This is a genomic window from Citrobacter sp. Cf132 (assembly GCF_030333885.1).
GTDB lineage: Bacteria > Pseudomonadota > Gammaproteobacteria > Enterobacterales > Enterobacteriaceae > Citrobacter > Citrobacter freundii.
In genome coordinates this window covers 74,611-90,228 of sequence record NZ_JAOWFA010000031.1, presented here as the reverse complement: position 1 = coordinate 90,228, position 15,618 = coordinate 74,611, and the positions used below count along the sequence as shown (strand labels likewise).

Annotated in this window: 16 protein-coding genes; 4 read left to right on the top strand and 12 right to left on the bottom strand. The window is 54.4% G+C overall.

Annotation, left to right across the window (positions count from 1 at the left end):
• Window position 1: 1 nt before the first annotated feature.
• The 6 genes from OGV85_RS02015 to OGV85_RS01990 all read right to left on the bottom strand — a co-directional run bounded on the left by OGV85_RS02015 (window position 2) and on the right by OGV85_RS01990 (window position 5,983).
• Window positions 2-862, bottom strand: a complete 861-nt coding sequence (locus tag OGV85_RS02015) for a PTS system mannose/fructose/sorbose family transporter subunit IID (RefSeq protein WP_005121522.1) — start codon at window positions 860-862, stop codon at window positions 2-4.
• Window positions 859-1,608, bottom strand: coding sequence for a PTS mannose/fructose/sorbose/N-acetylgalactosamine transporter subunit IIC (locus OGV85_RS02010; protein WP_003023960.1), 750 nt, complete (start codon window positions 1,606-1,608; stop codon window positions 859-861). The genes OGV85_RS02015 and OGV85_RS02010 overlap by 4 nt, the downstream gene beginning before the upstream one ends.
• A gap of 25 nt (window positions 1,609-1,633) precedes the next feature.
• Window positions 1,634-2,119 carry a PTS sugar transporter subunit IIB gene (locus tag OGV85_RS02005; RefSeq protein WP_061547781.1) on the bottom strand — a complete coding sequence of 162 codons (486 nt, stop codon included), beginning with the start codon at window positions 2,117-2,119 and terminating at the stop codon, window positions 1,634-1,636.
• A 12-nt stretch (window positions 2,120-2,131) separates the two neighbouring features.
• Window positions 2,132-2,557, bottom strand: a complete 426-nt coding sequence (locus OGV85_RS02000; RefSeq protein WP_003023957.1) for a PTS sugar transporter subunit IIA — start codon at window positions 2,555-2,557, stop codon at window positions 2,132-2,134.
• A 120-nt stretch (window positions 2,558-2,677) separates the two neighbouring features.
• Window positions 2,678-5,476, bottom strand: coding sequence for a transcriptional regulator DagR (dagR, locus tag OGV85_RS01995; RefSeq protein WP_061547780.1), 2,799 nt, complete (start codon window positions 5,474-5,476; stop codon window positions 2,678-2,680).
• A gap of 90 nt (window positions 5,477-5,566) precedes the next feature.
• Window positions 5,567-5,983, bottom strand: a complete 417-nt coding sequence (locus OGV85_RS01990) for a GNAT family N-acetyltransferase (RefSeq protein WP_003023951.1) — start codon at window positions 5,981-5,983, stop codon at window positions 5,567-5,569.
• A gap of 130 nt (window positions 5,984-6,113) precedes the next feature.
• Between OGV85_RS01990 and OGV85_RS01985 the strand changes: the two genes are divergently transcribed.
• Both OGV85_RS01985 and gmuD read left to right on the top strand, forming a co-directional pair.
• Window positions 6,114-6,407 (top strand): YicS family protein, encoded by a 294-nt coding sequence (locus OGV85_RS01985; protein ID WP_008323809.1) that lies wholly within the window; start codon window positions 6,114-6,116, stop codon window positions 6,405-6,407.
• A gap of 94 nt (window positions 6,408-6,501) precedes the next feature.
• Complete coding sequence (gene gmuD, locus OGV85_RS01980) at window positions 6,502-7,884, top strand: 6-phospho-beta-glucosidase GmuD (protein ID WP_061547779.1); 1,383 nt, start codon at window positions 6,502-6,504, stop codon at window positions 7,882-7,884.
• Window positions 7,885-7,933: 49 nt separating this feature from the next.
• On the opposite strand, the gene nepI is transcribed toward gmuD, so the two are convergent.
• Complete coding sequence (nepI, locus tag OGV85_RS01975; RefSeq protein ID WP_032937137.1) at window positions 7,934-9,124, bottom strand: purine ribonucleoside efflux pump NepI; 1,191 nt, start codon at window positions 9,122-9,124, stop codon at window positions 7,934-7,936.
• A 214-nt stretch (window positions 9,125-9,338) separates the two neighbouring features.
• Here nepI and OGV85_RS01970 point away from each other — a divergent pair, with 214 nt between their 5' ends.
• Window positions 9,339-9,698 (top strand): type II toxin-antitoxin system RelE/ParE family toxin, encoded by a 360-nt coding sequence (locus OGV85_RS01970; protein WP_061547778.1) that lies wholly within the window; start codon window positions 9,339-9,341, stop codon window positions 9,696-9,698.
• Window positions 9,682-10,005, top strand: coding sequence for a helix-turn-helix domain-containing protein (locus OGV85_RS01965; protein WP_003023937.1), 324 nt, complete (start codon window positions 9,682-9,684; stop codon window positions 10,003-10,005). Before OGV85_RS01970 ends, OGV85_RS01965 begins: the two co-directional genes overlap by 17 nt.
• 66 nt (window positions 10,006-10,071) lie before the next feature.
• Here the strand turns inward: OGV85_RS01965 and OGV85_RS01960 are convergent, their stop codons facing one another.
• The 5 genes from OGV85_RS01960 to uhpA all read right to left on the bottom strand — a co-directional run bounded on the left by OGV85_RS01960 (window position 10,072) and on the right by uhpA (window position 15,614).
• A complete protein-coding gene (locus tag OGV85_RS01960) occupies window positions 10,072-10,524 on the bottom strand; it encodes a DUF1198 family protein (protein WP_061547777.1) in 453 nt (150 codons plus the stop codon).
• 125 nt (window positions 10,525-10,649) lie between these two features.
• Window positions 10,650-12,041: a hexose-6-phosphate:phosphate antiporter UhpT gene (gene uhpT, locus OGV85_RS01955; protein ID WP_003023929.1), complete on the bottom strand. Its 1,392-nt coding sequence runs from the start codon at window positions 12,039-12,041 to the stop codon at window positions 10,650-10,652.
• A gap of 142 nt (window positions 12,042-12,183) precedes the next feature.
• Entirely contained in the window at window positions 12,184-13,512 is a 1,329-nt protein-coding gene (locus tag OGV85_RS01950) for an MFS transporter (RefSeq protein ID WP_061547776.1), read from the bottom strand.
• 9 nt (window positions 13,513-13,521) lie between these two features.
• On the bottom strand, window positions 13,522-15,024 hold the full coding sequence (gene uhpB, locus OGV85_RS01945) for a signal transduction histidine-protein kinase/phosphatase UhpB (protein ID WP_061547775.1): 1,503 nt from the start codon (window positions 15,022-15,024) through the stop codon (window positions 13,522-13,524).
• Window positions 15,021-15,614: a response regulator transcription factor UhpA gene (uhpA, locus tag OGV85_RS01940; RefSeq protein WP_003023923.1), complete on the bottom strand. Its 594-nt coding sequence runs from the start codon at window positions 15,612-15,614 to the stop codon at window positions 15,021-15,023. Before uhpA ends, uhpB begins: the two co-directional genes overlap by 4 nt.
• Between the last annotated feature and the right edge of the window lie 4 nt (window positions 15,615-15,618).

Sequence of the window (15,618 nt, the reverse complement as noted above, 5' to 3'; positions counted from 1 at the left end):
CTTACAGCACTCCCAGCAGTGAGCAGACCACGCTGAGTGCGACAATCGACAGCAAAATCGTGGTGTAACGCGGCCCTTTCTTCACCAGATAGAAATAAATGGCGAACACCGCCGCCAGCGGCAACAGACCGGGGGCAATAGAGTCGAGGATTTGCTGAACCACCACTTCAGAGCCTTTCAGGGCGCTGAGTTTTAACGGCGTGGTGATCTTGACGTAGCTCGCAGAAAGCGCGCCCATCATGATCAGGCCCAGCACGTTCGCGCCGTAGATCAGTTCCTTAATTCGCCCTCCCTGCAGCAGACCGATAATCGAGTCACGTCCCAGCGTATAGCCTTTGTGCACCATACCGTAGCTGATTGCCAACGTAATGGCCGGGTAGAGGATTAACGGTACAATTCCGCCCATCGCGCTGCCATTGGCGGCGAACGGGATAAAAATAGCAATTAACAGCGGCATCACGGCTGCCCAGATGATGGAGTCCCCCATCCCAGCCAGCGGTCCCATTAGCCCGGTTTTAATCCCGGTAATTGAGGCATCGCTGATCGGCTCGCCGCGGGTTTTCTGTTCCTCCATCGCAATGGAGATCCCCTGAATCACCGCCCCGAACGTCTGCTCTGAGTTGAAGAAGTTCAGATGTCGTTTCAGCGCTTCTACCTGTTCCTCTTTTTGCGGGTAGAGCTTTTTGATGATCGGCGTCATCGAGGCGCAGAAAATCAGGCTCTGCAAACGCTCATAGGAGCTGGAAACTTCCGCGCCCAGCCAGTAGATAAACCAGGCTTTGGTGATGTCTGCTTTGGTCAGCGTGCCGCTTTCACGCGCACGCTCCACCAGTTCATGTTGCATTACGTCGCTGCTCATCATGCTGCTCCTTCATTTTTCGCCAGACCTTTAATCAGGAAAGCCACGCAGGTACCAAAGATTGCCATCGCCATGATGTCCACCTTCAGGTACAGCACTGCGAAGAATCCGCCGATAAACCACGGCAGCAGGCTCTTTTTACCGATCACCATAATGGTGATGGCGAAGCCCAACGCTGGCAGAATGCCGCCCATAATTTCAAAGGAGTGCGTCAGCCAGTGCGGCATCAGCTTGAGGAAGCTTTCCACCACGTCCTGACCAAAATAGTTGGCGGCGAAAACCACCGGGAAACGCAGTACAAGGCCAAGCAACGCCGGGTAGAGGAATGCACAGCGCATGATGCCCGCCATGTTGGCCGTTTCCGCATGTTTGTCGGCCATATGCACCCATGCCGCGTTTAACGTGCGGCGCAGCTGGTCGAGGAACACGCCGATGACGCCAAACGGGATCGCCAGCGCGATAGCCAGGTTCGGGTCCATTCCGGCCTTCACAGCGATAGGAATTGAAATACAGGCGGCCAGCGCCGGATCCGACGGGACGTTACCGCCTGGCGTAGAGGTCACGCCGAGATAAACCAGCTGCATACCGGCACCGATGATCATCGCCGTTTCCATGTTGCCTAACAGCAGGCCAACGAATACGGCAATCACGACTGGTTGCAGCAGCATAGCGGAGAAGGTGTAGCCAAGGCGTAAACGGGCAAACCAGTAATACAGCCCCATCAGGCTTGCAAAGACTAAAGTATCCATAGTTAAGTACCCTGTTATCAAAGAATTAGAATTTTTTCAGGATATCGTCCAGCGACTGAGGCTTATCTTCCGGGATAGTCTGGAAGAACACCTGAATCCCACGATTTTTCAGGTCGCTCAGAATGCCGACGTCTTTTTCATCCAGCGTAATGTTCTGGAATACCGCTTTGCGGTTTGGCCCACCGCCCAGCCCACCGACCTGAATGGTAGTGACGTCAAACCCCAACTGGACCGCTTCCTGAACCGCCGCCAGAGAAGGGAACAGCACCAGCACTTTGCCGTCACCAAGCTGGTTTTCTTTCCAGGCGGCCGCAAAACTTTGGTTACCAAAGCAATCCACTTTGATGCTTGGCGGCGCGGCCATCAGGTAGATGTTTTTCATAAACGGATCGGCATCCAGCTCATCGCTAACCACCGCAATCCGGTTGGCCTGAGATTGCCCAACCCATTTGGTCACCACTTGTCCATGAATCAGACGGCTATCGATACGACATAAGACGATGTTTGCCATGATGTTTATTCCTTATTGTGATTGTTGTAATTGACGCACGTGGGCGACAACGTCCAGGCAACTGCTACGCCCGGCGTCGACCAGTTCAGCCACGCAGGTGGTCAACTGGCCATGCTCGCGTTTGTCGAGCGCCTCCAGCAGCAAAGAGGCGTTGAGCCCGGAAATAACAGCCACCGGGTAATCGGCGCTCAGCCGCGCCGCCACGTTGGAGGTGGTGCCGCCAATAAAATCGGTCAGGATCAGTGAGCCTTCCGGCATGGTTTTCACTACGGCTTCAACGCGCTGATAAAACTCGCCGAGCGTATCAACGGGCATCAGCGCAATTTCCGTCACGCCTTTGATTTCACCCATCACCATGCGCAGGCTGTTGCAAAGCTGTTGCCCCCAGCCGCCATGGGTCAGCAGCAGGATCTGGGGCAAGGATTCAGTGGTAGTCAAAATGGCCTCCTGGCTCGATTACATAGACATAGGTAAACAGAGCAAAGGCTGTGCCAGAATTTGTGTCACGCGGGGAGGAGAGGAGCGCTGGCGAGGCAGAAAGCCGCGCCAGTAAAGGGATTAGCTATATAGCAGTTCGTAGATATAAAAATATTCCGCGTCCGATAAGCGAATGGCATAGGCCTCTTCGATCGGCAGGAAAGCGGATTTAATGACACTAAACGCGCGATTATCCAGATCCGGCTTGTTCTCCAGCGCCATCTGTAACGGTTTGCGGTTAATCACGATACGCTCGACCATACAGCAGCAGTGGATCAGGAAGCGCAGTGTCACCTGACGGCTCGGTTTGAGCGAAAGCGCGGTGGTCAGATGATTCAGCACGCCTTCCATCTCTTTGAGAATACGCTGCGGGTTGAGCACCGAAATATGGTTAATGATGCTCTCCATAGTCAACGCGCTGATAAAGCGCATCGCGCTGCGCTCCATCTCCAGACGGCGTTCGCTGCTGGAGAGATCTGGCGTCAGCAGGCTGAGTACCAGCTCGGGGCCTTGCTCAGAGAACAGCTCCTCGAGCGAGATAAACGGAATATCCGGCAGTCCTGGCTGGAAAGTGCCCACTATTCCCGCCAGGCGTTCACTGGCGTTAATCGCCTGCTGAACACGCTCCAGGCTGCGAACTTCGTTGTAATCGAGGATCACCATCCGTGTATCCTGCGACATCAACTCACCGAAGCTCTCTTCCAGCACCTTTTTGATTTTTTCTGCCGTTCCCATCCCAGTGATGCAGGAGATAACCAGCACTTTACCGCTATTTTCCTGCTGCGGCGTACAGAGCTGACAGGGAATATTTTTGCTCTGCATCAACGCCGCCAGTTGCGGTAAGTCACTGGTTTCGTAGCTTAAATCCAGCCCGATTTCCAGCAGGCTGGTGAGCGTGATATTGGGCATCAGCAGAACGTCTATCTGGAATAATTTGCTGATCGTACTGCCAAAATGGACCAGCGAGCCAATATCCACCATCAGGATCAATCGGCGATATTGCCGGGTCTGGATCATCTGCGTAAGGGCTTCCAGCGTGTCATGCACCGACTGCTCAAAAGGCATATCGATAGCGCTGAACACCTCGCGCTCCAGCACGCGATTCACGTACTGCGCCTGACTTGTGGCGGTCGTCGCACCGTGGGCAATCAAAATCACCCCGCAGTCAGGACTGGCGTCAATCCGTTGGCGGTAATGGCGACACTCTTTGAGGAACAGGCACAGCCAGACCACCTCCGTCGCCGGACATTGAATATGCAGTAGCTCATTGATTTTTCGGCATAACAGCGTAGCGTTTTCGTATTCATCTTTGCAGCGATCGAGGATCAGGCTGGAAGAATAAAGTTGCGGAATAAGGCCGCGCTGCACATAGCCAATCAGCGCCAGGAAGTGTTTGCGCAGCGGGTTAACCAGATTCTCCGGCAGCGTAAAACCAAGCACCTGCTCAACGCAACCGATCAGCAGCGTGACTCGCTCTTCAATCTGATCGCCATAGCGCGGAGGATGCGCCACGCTGTCGCGGCTGTAGAGACCATATTCAAATATCGAACTGAGCTTGTTTTTGAGGATTGCCAGCGTTTCGGCTGGCGGCACGTTGCTGTTACGCAGGTTGATATATTCGCGGGTCAGGAAGCTGTAGAAGAGATCGCTCTCTTCAATTTCGGCTCCGGTGGCCAGCGAATTTTTCAGCGCAGGCAGCGTGCGGGCATCGATGCTCAGGTGTTCTTTGCCTTCGAACAGTGCGCCAACCAGCAGACGCTGTTCAGGCGTAGCGTTAAACGAAATCTCCGCCAGACGTTTATCCAGCTGTAGCGTGTCGCTGTGCTCGGTCATCCCTGAGGCCCAGGCCTGGGCGCAGAGAAACTGAATGTCGCTCTTAAGCTGACCAATGTTGCCTTCCAGCGGCTTGTTCAACAGCCAGAGCAGCAAGGTACGGTCGATGCTTATCGTACGCTCGATTTTGCGGCTCTCACGCTGTAAGAAGCCAACGATCAGTTCAACCTGCTCTTCCACCGAACGCTGGCGGATGCCGGGGAGATCGATACATACCTGAATACGTCGCTGGAAAGTGCGCAGCAACGCCGAACTTACCGGTTCGGTGGTCGCACATATCAGACGAACCGAGATTGACCGCGCCACGGCGCTGGAACCCAGCGGCCGGTATTCGCCTTTGTCGAGAATAGAAAATAGCTTTTCCTGACCTTCATACGGCAAACGATGCACTTCGTCGAGCAGCAGATAGCCGCCGTCGGCTTGCTCGACCAGACCGGGTTTATTTTCATTTGCGCCGGTAAATGCCCCCTGTCGATGACCAAACAGGTGCGAAGAAAGCAACTCCGGGTTATGGGCGTATTCCGCGCAGTTAAAGTAAACCAGCGGCGGCAACGCTCCCACTGCGCGTTCGCAGGCGAAACGATGCATCAGTTCGGCAAAAAAGGTTTTGCCGACACCGGAGGAACCGGTCAGCAGAACGTGCAGCCCGTGGGGATACAGCACCGCCGCGCGGCCTTTTTCCACCGCGTCGCGCAGGCTGCGATCGTAACCAATCAGGCCAGAAAAGGGATCGTCTGTCGCCTGGTTTTCCTGAACAGGCAACAGGTCGGCAACGGTTTGCACTTCACGCTCGGACTCATCCAGTTTGCGCCCCAGCAGCGTTTCAATCGCCTGACGATGCAGAAAGAATACCGGGCGTCCTCGGCTTTTAATCGCCAGGCCGTCGTTCCAGAGCTGATTGAGATCTTTACTGACCGAGTTGCGCGCCAGTCCGAGGTTAAAGCCGATAGCTTCTGCTGTGAACGCCGTTTCCTGCGCCAGATGGGCAAGATTCAGTCCTCGCGTCAGCCGTTCCAGCTCCCCCAGTATTATCTCAATCCGTCTCATCTCTTTACCGCTTAAGAAATAAATGATTGTTCAGAACATACACTATTCTGCTGCGCAAGAAAGTGAGGCGCCGTCCAGAGCTTCCGGTCATCAAAACGTTTTCGACAAATAATGCCGCGCGGAGCCGGTTTCCGGAAAGTTATCGAGGGTCATTTGCAGCTGATAGCCGTTTTTCTGATAAAACGGCAGCGCCTGGAAACTCATGGTATCCACCAGCGCATGCAGGCATCCTCTCTCACGCGCTGTCTGTTCGGCAGCCTGCATCAATTTTGTGCCGTAACCGCCTTTGCGCAGCGAATCATGCATCCACAGGAAATCAATACACAGCCATTCGCCTTTGATTTTGCCAATCAGCCCGCCCAGAATTTCATTGCTTTCATCGCGCCAGTACACCGCCAGGTCGCCAAAATTGGTGGTTCTCAGGAACTGGCGGTTGTAGGCGCGCAATCCGGCAAGCAGGGCATTTTGATCGTCTTCGGTAATGGTATCTGTAATCTGTATTTGCATCCTATCCTCCTGAAAAAATACAACTTCTGGCTGATTATTTGTTTAGAAATTAACACAGGCTGATGAGTGAGACGCATGCCGTCTACACTTACTCTTGAGATGATGCGCATCGACAACAAGGATTATTATCATGAAACGAGCCGCTTTACCGCTTATTGCCATTCTTTTCACGCTGTCGGGTTTAGCGCAGGCCGATTCGGCTTACGGCTCTCTACAGTCCGTTCATGAAAAAAATACTGTATTGAAGGACTTACGCAAGATTTGTACCCCACAGGGATCACCCTCCGATGACGTGTGGGAAAAAACGATTATGTCTGATACACGTAATCAGCAGCATATCCGCGAGGCTATTCTGGCAATACAAAGAAATAACCAGAACAACTACTGGGAAGCACTTGGCAAAGTTGAATGCCCGGATTTATAAACATCTTGTTGTAAAATGAGCACTGTAACCGGTTTCTGTGTCGCAAAAAAACGTATTGTTGCCAGAACGTATAAATAGCAATGGAGCAATAACAATGCGATACCGTTTTCCAGAAAACTTCTGGTGGGGCAGTGCCTGCTCGGCACTGCAAACCGAAGGGGATAGCCTGAACGGCGGCAAAAGCCAGACCACGTGGGACGTGTGGTTCGACCGCCAGCCAGGTCGTTTCCATCAGGGGGTTGGTCCGGCGGACACCTCAACGTTTTATCAGCACTGGAAACAGGATATCGCACTGCTCAAACAGTTGAAGCACAACAGCTTCCGTACGTCGCTGAGCTGGTCACGCCTGATCCCGGACGGTACCGGCGATGTTAATCCGGAAGCCGTCGAATTCTATAACAACGTCATCGACGAGCTGCTGGCGCAAGGCATTACGCCATTTATCACCCTGTTCCACTTTGACATGCCAATGGTGATGCAGGAGAAAGGCGGCTGGGAAAACCGTGAGGTGGTTGAGGCGTTTGGCCGCTACGCGCAGACCTGTTTTAACTTATTCGGTAACCGGGTTAAGCACTGGTTCACCTTTAACGAGCCGATTGTCCCGGTGGAAGGCGGCTATCTGTATGACTTCCATTACCCTAACGTGGTGGATTTCAAACGCGCGGCCACCGTGGCGTATCACACTGTACTGGCGCATTCCACAGCGGTACGGGCGTATCGCGCCGGAAACTACGGCGGTGAGATCGGTGTGATCCTAAATCTGACGCCCTCTTATCCACGCTCTCAGCACCCGGCGGATGTGAAGGCCTCGCACCATGCGGATCTGCTGTTTAACCGCAGCTTCCTTGACCCGGTACTAAAAGGGGAATATCCGGCGGATCTGGTCGAATTGCTGAAAGAGTACGATCAGCTACCAACCTGTCAGCCAGGCGACAATCAGCTCATCGCCGAGGGGAAAATCGACCTGCTCGGTATCAATTATTATCAGCCGCGTCGCGTGAAATGTCGTGATACTGCGGTCAATCCAAATGCGCCGTTTATGCCGGAGTGGCTGTTTGATTATTACGAAATGCCGGGGCGTAAAATGAACCCTTACCGTGGCTGGGAAATTTATGAGCCTGGTATTTACGATATTATTACTAATCTTCGTGATAATTACGGCAACCCGCGCTGCTTTATTTCTGAAAACGGTATGGGTGTGGAAAATGAGCAGCGTTTCGTTGAGCATGACCAGATCAACGACAGCTACCGCATTGAATTTGTTTCTGAGCATCTTAAATGGCTACATAAAGGCATCAGCGAAGGTTGTAATTGTCTTGGCTACCATATGTGGACTTTTATTGATAACTGGTCCTGGCTCAACGGATATAAAAACCGCTACGGTTTTGTTCAGTTAGATTTAGAAACGCAAAAACGTACGGTGAAAAAGAGCGGCGAATGGTTTGCCCATACTGCCGAAAACAATGGTTTTAATTAAAAATAACCAGGATGCCGGATAGCGATCCGGCATACCGAGCTTTAGTTTATTACATACCCTTTATGCGAACTTTTGCTGCCACCAGAAGCGCCGTCAGCAGCATCAGACTGCCGGAAAGCATCAGGGGTGACAGCAATCCGAGAGTATCGAGCGCATAGCCTCCCACCGCAGCCCCACAGGTATTGGCAAGCTGGATCACGGCGACCTGCACCGATCCGGCTTTTTCTGCCTGATCGGCAAGCGAGCGCGTGATCCACGTCGACCAGCCGACCGGTACCAGCGCAAACAACAGTCCCCAGATAATCGCAATACCCGCCGCCACCACTTTGTCACTGCCCCACAGAATCAGGACCAGTGCACTGAGCGCCAGCACCAGTGGCGCACCGGCTAACGCCAGTTTGACCGAACGCTTCAAAATCATCGACGAAAGCGACGTACCAACAAAGCTGGCAATACCGAAGCTCAGCAGCACCAGCGTCAGGCCATCAACGTCAAAGCCCGCCAGATTCATATAGATCGGGCGAATATAGGTAAAGAAGGCGAACTGCCCGGCAAAGGACATGAAGATGGCAATCATCCCGGCCATCACCCCCGGTCGCTGCAACAGGCTGAACATGTTTTGTTTCTGATGCGAAGGCTCGCCAGGCAGCGAAGGCAACGCTCTCACCACCCAAATTGTGCACAGCACGCCCATCACCGCCGCCGCATTAAACACATTACGCCAGCCGATAATGCCGCCTAAAAAGCTCCCCAACGGCGCGGCAATCACCAGCGCGATTGAGACTGCGCCAAAAATAACCGACAGCGCTTTCGGTACCGTACGTGCGGGAACCAGACGCATGGTCAGCGACGCCGACATCGCCCAGAAACCGCCAAGTGCCAGACCGAGGCAGGCGCGGCCAACGAGCAGCAGCGAAAAAGAATTGGCAAAGGATACCAGCAGACAGGAAAGCGTCAGCAGCACCGAAAACAGGATCACCACATAACGACGATCGGTCGCCTGAATAATTTGCGTCACAAACAGGCTGGCGAACATGGCGACAAATGCCGTCACGGTCACCGATTGCCCCGCCACACCTTCAGAAATCCCCAGATCCTGCGCCATCGGCGTTAACAGGCTCACGGGCAGAAACTCAACGGTTATCAGGCAGGCAACGCAGAACGCCACGGCAAATACCGCCGACCAGTTAGGTCGGGAATTTGCCTCAGCGCGGGATTTTTGTTCAACAGCTTCACTCATTTTGTTACCTGCGTGGGGTTATTGTAGAAAAGTTACGCAGTGTAACATTAAATTTGTGACGTATTTAACGTTTCAGCAACTCTACCGTTTTGCATTGTCACTTGCGTAGAGGCTCGCACATTCCGAACGTGGCTGATTTTTCCCCTTTTTACAGCTAACTAAAAGCATAGTATATCACCAGGTGCTATATTTATGGTTACAGGATGTCAACCCGATGCGAGTGTTCAAAACCAAATGGTTTACCAGGGAAGCGAAATCTCATGCGATTAATGACGATGAATTATGTGAAGCAATAGCCGCCACTCTTCAGGGAAGAGCAGACAATCTCGGCGGAGGAGTTTATAAAAAGCGGCTTAATCAAAATCGCGATCGCGCCATCATCCTTGCTAAAGGCGGAGAGCATTGGTTTTATACGTTCTTGTACGCCAAGCAGAACATAGCAAATATTAACAGTAGCGAGTTAAGCGGCTTTCGTGAACTGGCGAAGCATTATGCAAGCCTCGGTGATATGAAAATAGCAGCACTGATTCAGAGTAAAGAACTGGTAGAGGTCTGTCATGACAGCAAAGAATAAATTCAAAAGCCCTGCCTTTGAAGCCATCCATAGCGCAGCTTCTGGATTATTTAGCGTTGGTGCAATTCCACAGGAAACGATGCGCGATTTTGACAAAGCCAGTCTTAGTCACGTGGAAGATCTTCAACCGACTGAGATTAAAGCATTGCGTGAAAAGCTAAATGTAAGCCAACCCGTTTTTGCCCGTTATCTGAACACCAGCGTATCGACAGTGCAAAAATGGGAGAGCGGAGCTAAACGACCTGGTGGGATGTCATTAAAACTACTCAGCATCGTGCAAAAACATGGCCTGGACGTTCTGATGTAATTAGCCACTGCCAGATAGCGACACGTTTTGTCGACCTGAGAACCGTAACGCCATCAGGCATGACTATCAATGCAACCAATGCACACCATCTTCGGGCTGGAAAAAGGCGTTATAGCGCATTTGAAACGCATTAAGCTCCTGCATATCCGGCTCCATTTCGCGCAAAAAACCGAGCGCCAGACGCACCTGCGCGTCGGTAATCGGCGCGGCCAGCCGAGCTTTTTGCAGCCAACGGTGCCACTGCAGCAGATTCGGCTCACTGCCGTCGACAATCACGATTTGCCAGATCAACAGCACCTGGGCCGCATTTTGCAGATGTGATTCATCAGGGCGGTGGAGGTACTGTAAAAAAGCCTCACCCTGTATTTTTCCCATCTGATCGATCATCGATTCTACTGGCACGACATCAATGTTCAGTCGCTCGCTCAGACGGCGAATTGCCCGCCGCGACCCGGACGTTAGCACCCGAAATCCCACCACAAAAACAACCACCAGGGTGGCCAACATTATCCAAATCATGCGCACATCCATTACCAGACAGGATGTCCATCATAGCGGCAAATTTATCGCTGTCGATGGATGAACGCCACGGCATAAAAAAGCCCGCCATTAAGGCGGGCAAAAGTTACCAATGCACACTTAACTTAAGCGACTTTCAGTTGTTGAATCTTTTTCTCGCGGCGAATTTTACGTTCTTCAAACACGGCCACGATGGCCATCAGACAGATACAACCGATGGCGGCGGTGTCCAGCGCGGCGAAGGTTCCTGCCCAGCCGGTGAGGCCGAAAATCGGCGTGCCGTCTGCAATCATCCCCAGACCAAGCTTGGCGAAGCTGTCACCAATCAGATAAGCAAAGGTACCTTTAATCCCATCGGCTGCGCCGATCGCTTTTTTCGGTACAAATCCGACTGCCGCAACGCCGATTAACAACTGCGGACCAAATACCAGGAAGCCCAGTGCAAACAGCGAAGCCAGATAAACGTACTGGTTGCTGGCGTGCTGATAAACGCCCAGGGTGGCGATAATCAACGCCAGCGCCACGCAGGCCACCAGCGCACGGCGACCATTCGCCAGGTCAGAGAGCCAACCCCACAGCAGCGTGCCGACCAGCGCGCCCACTTCAAACAGGGTAAAGCCCTGAATCGCCACTTCTTTGGAGAGCTTTAGCTCCTGGAAAGCGTAGACAGTGGACCACTGGTCAATACCGATACGCACCACGTACAGGAAGATGTTCGAGAAACATAACAGCCAGATCACTTTGTTTTTCAGCACGTACTCAACAAAGATCTGCCATTTCGTCATCTCGTTTTCTTCGGTCTCTTTGTCTTCTTCGCTGATCTCCTCACCGAACAACTCTTCAGCTTTACCAAGACCATAAGATTCCGGGGAGTCACTGCCGTAGCGCAGGCCGATAAAACCAACAATCAGCGCGATAATCGACGGGAAGATAAACATCCCGATGACGTGACCGTCGAACAGATAGTTAGCGCCAAACAGCGCCACGCCTGCCGCACCCGCACCGCCGAGGTTGTGGGAGATGTTCCACATACCGAGGTAAGAACCCCGCTTGCGACGCGGCGTCCATTTGGTGATGGTGGAATAGCTACACGAGCCGCCGGTACTCTGGAAGAAACCACTCAGCGCATAGAAGGCGATCATCAGAAACAGGCTGGTTGAACCCGCGCCCATGCTGGCGCTGAAGCCGAGCATACAGATGGCAGAGAGGATCAGCATAAACGGCAGGAACTGCTTGGTGTTTTTGCCGTCCGCGTAGTAGGAAACCAGCGTTTTTCCCACGCCGTAGGTGATGGAGAAGCCCAGGCCAATCATCCCCAATTGCGTCATGCTCAGCCCGTAGGTGGAGATCATGTCGTTCTGCGCGATGTTGAAGTTTTTGCGGATCAGGTACATGGTCAGGTAGCCGATAAAGACCACCAGATAGGACTGCATGAACGGTTTGAACCACATTTTGCGCCGCACATCGAGCGGCAGATCCAGGGTCGGCTTGCGCACCTGGTTGAGAAAGGCCAGCATTTGACACTCCCGAGCTAATTTTTATACCTGCGAATAGCAGGCATTGTAAAAATCAGCCGGGAGACGTGCCTGAGACAGCGTCCAGGTGAAACCGGGAAAATTTCTTAGTTTTGCCCCACTCAGGGCAAAAAGGTGAGGTGCATCACGCTTCGTTGAGATCGCGCGGAGCCTGGGCGTTTAAAAACGGCAGCAGCAGCAGCGCGGAAATCCCCGCTGCAATGGCGATCACCACAAAAAACCCGGTCCAGTGCCAGACCTCCATCACCTTCGCCAGGGGCCAGCCGGAGAGCGATGCCCCCAGATAGGCAAACAGCCCAACAAAACCGGTTGCTGCACCTGCTGCCTCTTTGTGCGAACACTCCGCTGCCGCCATGCCGATCAGCATCTGCGGGCCGAAGACGAAGAATCCGGTGGTGAAAAAGCACGCTGCCTGCATCACGTAGCTGGCGAACGGCATCAGCCACAGCGAACCAACGGAGAGCAAAATTCCGGCGGCAAAAATCAGGTTCATTGGACCGCGGTTGCCGTTAAACAGCTTGTCCGAGCCCCACCCCGCCACCAGCGCACCGACAAATCCACCCAGTTCGAACATGGTCACGGCGGTATTGGCAGTCACCAGATCCACACCGAGCGTCTCAGACATGTACAGATTGCCCCAGTCATTAATCGCTGCACGGACCACGTACACCAGCACATAACACAGTGACAGCAGCCAGATATAAGGATTCAGCAGCACATAGCGGGTGAGGATCTCTTTGCGGCTCAGCCCTGCACCTTCCTGCTGCTGAGCAATTTCCAGCTCATCATGTCGCCAGTCGCCAATCGGCGGCAGACCAATCGCCTGCGGTCTGTCGCGCAGCCGCCAGCAGAGGAAAACCCCCACCACAATAGCCAGCAGCCCAGCGATCATCATCCCGGCACGCCAGCCGTAGTGCAGCGCTGTCGCCGCCATCACGATAGGGATCAGCGCCCCGCCGACGTTGTGCGCGGTATTCCACAGCGCCCACCAGCCGCCGCGCTCGGTACGCGAATACCACGCGGTCAATAAACGCGCGCAGACCGGCGACCCCCAGCCCTGGAAAAAGGCGTTCAGCGCCCACAGCACCGCAAAGGCCCACAGTGAGGTAGAGAATCCAAACAGAATGTTCACCACGCCGGTGGCGATCAGCCCGATTCCCATAAAATAGCGGGCGTTGGAGCGGTCGCTGACGATACCGGAAACAAACTTCGACAGGCCGTAGGTGATGTAAAACAGCGTCGCCAGTAGCCCAATATCGCTGCGGGTCAATACGGCGCTGGCGAGAATTTCCGGTACTGCGGCGTTGAAACTTTTGCGGGTGAAGTAAAACAGCGCGTAACCAAGCCAGATGGTCAGCAGGATATGCCGCCGCCAATAGCGATAGCGGGCATCCACTTCCTGCTTGTCGGTGATGAGCGGCGCATTGGCCGGGGCTTTTAAAAACGCAAACATGGCCGCTCCTTACACATAACGTTGAGGCAGTGACACGCTGACCCGCGTGCCGTGCGTACAGGAAATCGACAGCGATCCTCCGAGGGCGCTAATCCGTTCACGCATCCCGGTGAGGCCAAATCCATGCTGATTCGACCCTGGCGGCAGGCCGCTGCCGTCGTCCTCAATCACCAGCATCAGTCGTTCATCCTGTTGCCAGCCCTGAAGCGTCACCGCGCTGGCGTTAGCGTGCTTGACGATGTTGTTCAGTCCTTCCTGACAGACGCGAAACAGCGTCACTCGCTGGCTTTCGCTGAGTGCAGATTCGTCAATTCGCCAGTCAAGATGGCTGACGATGCCGCGGCTTTCCAGCTCCATTTCGCGCATCAATGAGCGGATGGCCTGTTCCAGCGTGAGATCGTCCAACTGGCGTGGTCGCAGGCGGCCTAACAGGCGACGCACCGAATCGTACACGCCGAGAGAAAGTTGTTCGATGTGTGCCCCGCTACGCTTCACCCCTGCGTTTTCCGGCGCCAGGCGCTGGACAATACCCGCCTGGGTACGAATGGCGGTGATGGTTTGGCCGATATCATCATGCAGTTCGCGCGCCACGTCCCGACGCACGCTCTCTTCGGTCTCCAGCAGGCGTTCAGCCAGACGATGGTTGCGCGCTAATTCGTTTTGCAGCGACTGGTTAAGCTCACGCAGACGCTGAATGCCCGCGCCGAGCAGCAGCCCGGTCAGGCTTTGCACCAGCAGCGAGAGCAACAGGTCGACGGGATGATCGTGCCAGGTCTGGCTGGCAATCAGCGCGATGGCGTTCATCAGCGTCGCAATCAGCGCCCCCTGCCAGCCGTAGTGCCAGGCCAGCGCAATGATCGGCAACGCGAGGCAAAACGGTGTGAAGCGCGAAAGCTCGGCGGGTAAACCGAGCTGTAGCCACAGGCTGACGCTAAACAGCAGCAGGTACCAGACCAGATGCCGCCCACGCCAGTTCACTGGCTGCGACACCACCGCAGGGCCCAGCGGCAGCCAGGTGGTGCTGGTCAGATAGTGCCAGAACACCAGACAGATCGGCGCCAGCGTTAATCCGCCGGTGAGCGTCAGCAGCAGCGCGTTCCATGCCTCTTCACCCTGCCCAAGCCAGGGCAGCGATTGCAGCAATGCCGCCGCCGTAAGCGCCGCGCCCTGCAACAGCAGCGTACGCCAGTCACGCTGATGGCGGTATCGCGATATCAGCATCACCGGGAGTAACGTGAGGAAGCTGCCGATCATCAAAAGTGGCAAATGGGCCAGCACCACTTCCTGTGCCAACCAGAAAAGAAGCAGCCATTCCGCGCCCAACAACACCGGCCAGTAGCCACGTGGACATTGCAGCATCAGCCCCAGACGCAGGCCAAACGGAAACAGCAGTACTGCCAGCTCCGGGCGCTCAACCAGATGCAGGCTGATGCTCCACAGGCAAAACCACGCGGCAGAGAAGATAAAGAAGCAGGCAACAACGGTGATTAACCGGGAACAGAGCGTGTTCATTGCCAGCCGTCAAACATCCGGCGGGCCAGTTCGACGTCGTTGCTGACGCCCAGCTTTTCCATCAGGTTGGCGCGATGCACGTGCACCGTTTTCGGCGACAGGCCCAGTTCAGCAGCAATCTCTTTGACCGCCATACCTTGTGCCAGTTTTTCCGCCACCTGACGTTCGCGTTTGGTGAGCGGATCCTGGCGACCAGCCGCCAGTTTGACGGCGATGTCCGGCGTCAGGTAACAGCCGCCGGTCGCAACGGTATGCACCGCTGCGATCAGCTCATCCGGGCTACAGCGTTTAGAAAGGAAACCACGCGCGCCCGCGTTGAGCGCCTGCTCCACCAGCGCCGGGCTGTCGTGGACGGAGAGCATGATAATCGCCATTCCTTTTGGCAACTGGCTTAACAGTTCAAGACCGGAGATATCTGGCATCGAGATATCACAGATACAGACCTGCACGCCGCGCCCCGGTAATCCCGCCAGCGCCTCACTGCCTGAGCCAAACTCAGCCACCACCTGCAAATCAGGTTCCAGCCCCAGCAGTTGGGCAAAGCCGGAGCGGACGATAAGGTGGTCGTCAATAAGGGCAACGGTAATCATGGAT

Excerpts from the sequence above, each read along its gene's own strand:
- OGV85_RS02010 (WP_003023960.1), bottom strand. The coding sequence starts at position 1,608 with ATGGATACTTTAGTCTTTGCAAGCCTGATGGGGCTGTATTACTGGTTT.
- OGV85_RS01985 (WP_008323809.1), top strand. The coding sequence starts at position 6,114 with ATGAAACGAGCCGCTTTACCGCTTATTGCCATTCTTTTCACGCTGTCG.
- OGV85_RS01965 (WP_003023937.1), top strand. The coding sequence starts at position 9,682 with ATGACAGCAAAGAATAAATTCAAAAGCCCTGCCTTTGAAGCCATCCAT.
- OGV85_RS01960 (WP_061547777.1), bottom strand. The coding sequence starts at position 10,524 with ATGATTTGGATAATGTTGGCCACCCTGGTGGTTGTTTTTGTGGTGGGA.
- nepI (WP_032937137.1), bottom strand. The coding sequence starts at position 9,124 with ATGAGTGAAGCTGTTGAACAAAAATCCCGCGCTGAGGCAAATTCCCGA.
- uhpB (WP_061547775.1), bottom strand. The coding sequence starts at position 15,024 with ATGAACACGCTCTGTTCCCGGTTAATCACCGTTGTTGCCTGCTTCTTT.
- uhpA (WP_003023923.1), bottom strand. The coding sequence starts at position 15,614 with ATGATTACCGTTGCCCTTATTGACGACCACCTTATCGTCCGCTCCGGC.
- gmuD (WP_061547779.1), top strand. The coding sequence starts at position 6,502 with ATGCGATACCGTTTTCCAGAAAACTTCTGGTGGGGCAGTGCCTGCTCG.
- dagR (WP_061547780.1), bottom strand. The coding sequence starts at position 5,476 with ATGAGACGGATTGAGATAATACTGGGGGAGCTGGAACGGCTGACGCGA.
- OGV85_RS01990 (WP_003023951.1), bottom strand. The coding sequence starts at position 5,983 with ATGCAAATACAGATTACAGATACCATTACCGAAGACGATCAAAATGCC.
- OGV85_RS02015 (WP_005121522.1), bottom strand. The coding sequence starts at position 862 with ATGATGAGCAGCGACGTAATGCAACATGAACTGGTGGAGCGTGCGCGT.
- uhpT (WP_003023929.1), bottom strand. The coding sequence starts at position 12,041 with ATGCTGGCCTTTCTCAACCAGGTGCGCAAGCCGACCCTGGATCTGCCG.
- OGV85_RS01970 (WP_061547778.1), top strand. The coding sequence starts at position 9,339 with ATGCGAGTGTTCAAAACCAAATGGTTTACCAGGGAAGCGAAATCTCAT.
- OGV85_RS01950 (WP_061547776.1), bottom strand. The coding sequence starts at position 13,512 with ATGTTTGCGTTTTTAAAAGCCCCGGCCAATGCGCCGCTCATCACCGAC.
- OGV85_RS02005 (WP_061547781.1), bottom strand. The coding sequence starts at position 2,119 with ATGGCAAACATCGTCTTATGTCGTATCGATAGCCGTCTGATTCATGGA.